General features: G+C 55.4%; 4 protein-coding genes and 3 tRNA genes. All 7 read left to right on the top strand.

Annotation, left to right across the window (positions count from 1 at the left end):
- Window positions 1-233: 233 nt before the first annotated feature.
- Window positions 234-1,193, top strand: a complete 960-nt coding sequence (gene birA, locus J5M56_RS23490; RefSeq protein WP_207937883.1) for a bifunctional biotin--[acetyl-CoA-carboxylase] ligase/biotin operon repressor BirA — start codon at window positions 234-236, stop codon at window positions 1,191-1,193.
- A complete protein-coding gene (locus J5M56_RS23485; RefSeq protein WP_186479025.1) occupies window positions 1,183-1,932 on the top strand; it encodes a pantothenate kinase in 750 nt (249 codons plus the stop codon). Before birA ends, J5M56_RS23485 begins: the two co-directional genes overlap by 11 nt.
- Window positions 1,933-1,939: 7 nt before the next feature.
- Window positions 1,940-2,365, top strand: coding sequence for a hypothetical protein (locus tag J5M56_RS23480; protein ID WP_186479026.1), 426 nt, complete (start codon window positions 1,940-1,942; stop codon window positions 2,363-2,365).
- Between the two features lie 153 nt (window positions 2,366-2,518).
- Window positions 2,519-2,602 (top strand) — tRNA-Tyr (locus J5M56_RS23475).
- A gap of 24 nt (window positions 2,603-2,626) precedes the next feature.
- Window positions 2,627-2,700 (top strand) — tRNA-Gly (locus J5M56_RS23470).
- A 29-nt stretch (window positions 2,701-2,729) separates the two neighbouring features.
- Window positions 2,730-2,805 (top strand) — tRNA-Thr (locus J5M56_RS23465).
- Between the two features lie 78 nt (window positions 2,806-2,883).
- A partial coding sequence (locus J5M56_RS23460) for a GTP-binding protein (RefSeq protein ID WP_236223339.1) occupies window positions 2,884-3,061 on the top strand: 178 nt, incomplete at its 3' end.

Raw genomic sequence — 3,061 nt, 5'->3', positions numbered from 1 at the left:
CCGAACTCAGTAGTGAAACGATGCATCGCCGATGGTAGTGTGGGGTTTCCCCATGTGAGAGTAGGTCATCGTCAAGATTCATTTCGCAAAACCCCTATCTGCGTATGCAGGTAGGGGTTTTGTCTTTTCTGGTGCTAATCCGTGCTGCTTCGGGCAGATACCGGCCGCCCTTTGCCTATGCAAGCCTCCAACCCATAGCTATCATGCCAGCCTTATTCCAAGTCGAGACTGGCATGCTGAAGTTGTTGAATCTCCTCAAGGATGGCCGATTCCATTCCGGAGAAGCCTTGGGGGCAGCCCTCGGGGTGAGTCGCAGCGCCGTTTGGAAGCAGCTGCAACACCTGGAATCCGAGCTGAACCTTACCATTCATAAGGTTCGTGGGCGTGGCTACCAGTTGGCTGCGCCCCTGAGCTTGCTTGATGCGCAGCTTATCAATGAGCTTAGCGAAGGTGAGGCCTGGCCCGTTTTCATCCACGACACCATAGACTCGACCAACGCTGAAGGTCTGCGCCTTGCTAGTAAGGGGCAATCCACTCCATTCCTGGTTCTGGCTGAGCGTCAAAGTGCTGGGCGTGGTCGCCGCGGGCGTATGTGGGTGAGCCCCTTCGCGGAAAACCTCTATTACAGCCTGGTGTTGCGCGTCGATGGCGGGGTGCGTCAGCTAGAGGGGCTCAGCTTGGTTGTAGGGTTGGCGGTGATGCGCACCTTACAAGGTTTTGGAGTCAAGGACGTGGGCTTGAAGTGGCCCAATGACGTGTTGGTCGCCGGGCAGAAGATAACGGGGATCCTTCTCGAGCTCGTGGGTGATCCTGCGGACGTTTGCCATGTGGTGCTCGGAATAGGCATCAATGTGAATATGCAAGTCAACGAGCAGGTCGACCAGCAGTGGACATCGATGCGGCGTGAAATAGGTACGACGATCGACCGTAATCGCTTGGTGGCCACGCTCAACCAGCAACTGCAGCATGAATTGACCAGGCACCGGCGCTACGGTTTTGCGGCGTTTCAGGAAGAGTGGGAGCAGGCGCATCTCTGGCAGGGGTGTAACGTGTCCCTGATTGCAGGTAATAGCCAGATCGATGGTGTTGTTTTGGGTGTGGATGGGCAGGGCGGATTGCGTCTGGACGTCGATGGTGTGGAAAAGAGCTTCAGTGGTGGTGAGCTCAGTTTGAGGTTGCGTGATGATTCTTGAGCTCGATTGCGGAAACAGCTTCATCAAGTGGCGTGTCATTCACGCTGCCGACGCCACCATCGTAGGCGGCGGCATTGTAGATTCCGACCAGGCACTGATCGATGACGTCAGGGCGCTGGCTTCCTTGCGGCTTACCGGTTGCCGAATCGTCAGTGTGCGCAGCGAAGATGAAACTTCGGCGCTATGTGCGCTGATCGACAAGGCGTTTGCCGTGCTTGCCCGAGTTGCCGAGCCTGCCCCTGCAATGGCAGGAGTGCACAACGGGTATGAGGATTACCAGCGCCTGGGCATGGATCGCTGGCTGGCAGTGCTTGGCGCCTTTCACCTTGCCAAAGGTGCATGTCTGGTCATTGACTTGGGGACAGCGGCAAAGGCTGACTTCGTCTCTGCGTCAGGAGAGCACCTCGGTGGCTACATTTGTCCTGGTATGCCATTGATGCGTAGCCAGCTGCGTACACACACCCGCCGTATCCGTTATGACGATGCATCGGCCGAACGTGCCTTGAGTAGTCTCTCACCGGGCCGGTCCACTGTAGAGGCGGTAGAGCGTGGGTGTGTATTGATGCTGCAAGGATTTGCTCGCACCCAGCTGGAGCAGGCGCGTGCCTTATGGGGTGATGATTTCTCAGTGTTCCTGACAGGTGGAGATGCACCGCTGGTACGAGAGGCGGCGCCACAGGCCAGGGTGGTCCCCGACTTGGTGTTCGTTGGCCTGGCAATGGCCTGTCCGCTGGACTGAGGTGTTTATGCGTTGGTTGTTTTTGCTGTTGTTGGTGCTCAATGCCTTCTATTACGTGTGGAACCAGCAGCAGGCTCCTCTCAGGGCCAAGGACGTCGCCCCGCTGTCTTTGTACAAGGGCAGCCAGCAAGAAATTCGTCTGCTTAAGGAAACAGGCGCAACTGCTGCAGGGCAGCGCCGCGACGAGTGCCTGGTGGTGGGCGGCGTTTCGGCTCGCGAGCAGCTCGAGGCGCTGCGTCAACGGTTGGTGAGCCTGGATATCAATGCAGCTCCCGTGTCTGGTCAATTGCCTGGTGCTGATGGTTTGTGGCTCAAGGTGTCGCCGGAAAGCGAGCGTTTGCTGGACCAAACCGTGCTTGATGCACTTTCTAATGATTTCAAAGACTTAAAACGTAAAATTATTTTCTGCCAGGGTATTGCAACTGGTGAATAGCTTGATAGAATGGCGCCCGCTTCACAGGGAACACCACTTAGGTGGCAGAACTGGAAGCGAGTGTCAAAGCAGCTAAGTTTCAGATTTGATTAAAAAAATTGGAAAAAACGCTTGACACTAGGACGGCAGACACATAGAATGCCGGCCACATCTGGAGGGATTCCCGAGCGGTCAAAGGGGACGGACTGTAAATCCGTTGCGAGAGCTTCGAAGGTTCGAATCCTTCTCCCTCCACCAGTTTTAGCGAGAGCCGCAAGCTCCGCGGGTATAGTTTAGTGGTAGAACCTCAGCCTTCCAAGCTGATGATGCGGGTTCGATTCCCGCTACCCGCTCCAAGTTTGCTGGATTTTGCGCATAGTGTTTCGCTCTTGTAGCTCAGTTGGTAGAGCACACCCTTGGTAAGGGTGAGGTCAGCGGTTCAAGTCCGCTCAAGAGCTCCATATAAACAAGGCAGATATGAAAATATCTGCCTTTGTTTTATCAGCGTAATGCTATTTCTTCTGCGGAGGATTGTATCGATGGCTAAGGAAAAGTTTGATCGTTCCCTTCCCCACGTTAACGTCGGCACTATCGGCCACGTTGACCACGGTAAGACCACTCTGACCGCAGCTCTGACTCGCGTCTGCTCCGAAGTTTTCGGTTCGGCCGTCGTTGAGTTCGACAAGATCGACTCGGCTCCAGAAGAAAAAGCGCGCG

Origin of the sequence: Pseudomonas sp. 51_B (assembly GCF_017491595.1) — a bacterium.
Taxonomy (GTDB): Bacteria; Pseudomonadota; Gammaproteobacteria; order Pseudomonadales; family Pseudomonadaceae; genus Aquipseudomonas; species Aquipseudomonas promysalinigenes.
This window is presented reverse-complemented; position numbering and strand designations above follow the sequence as displayed.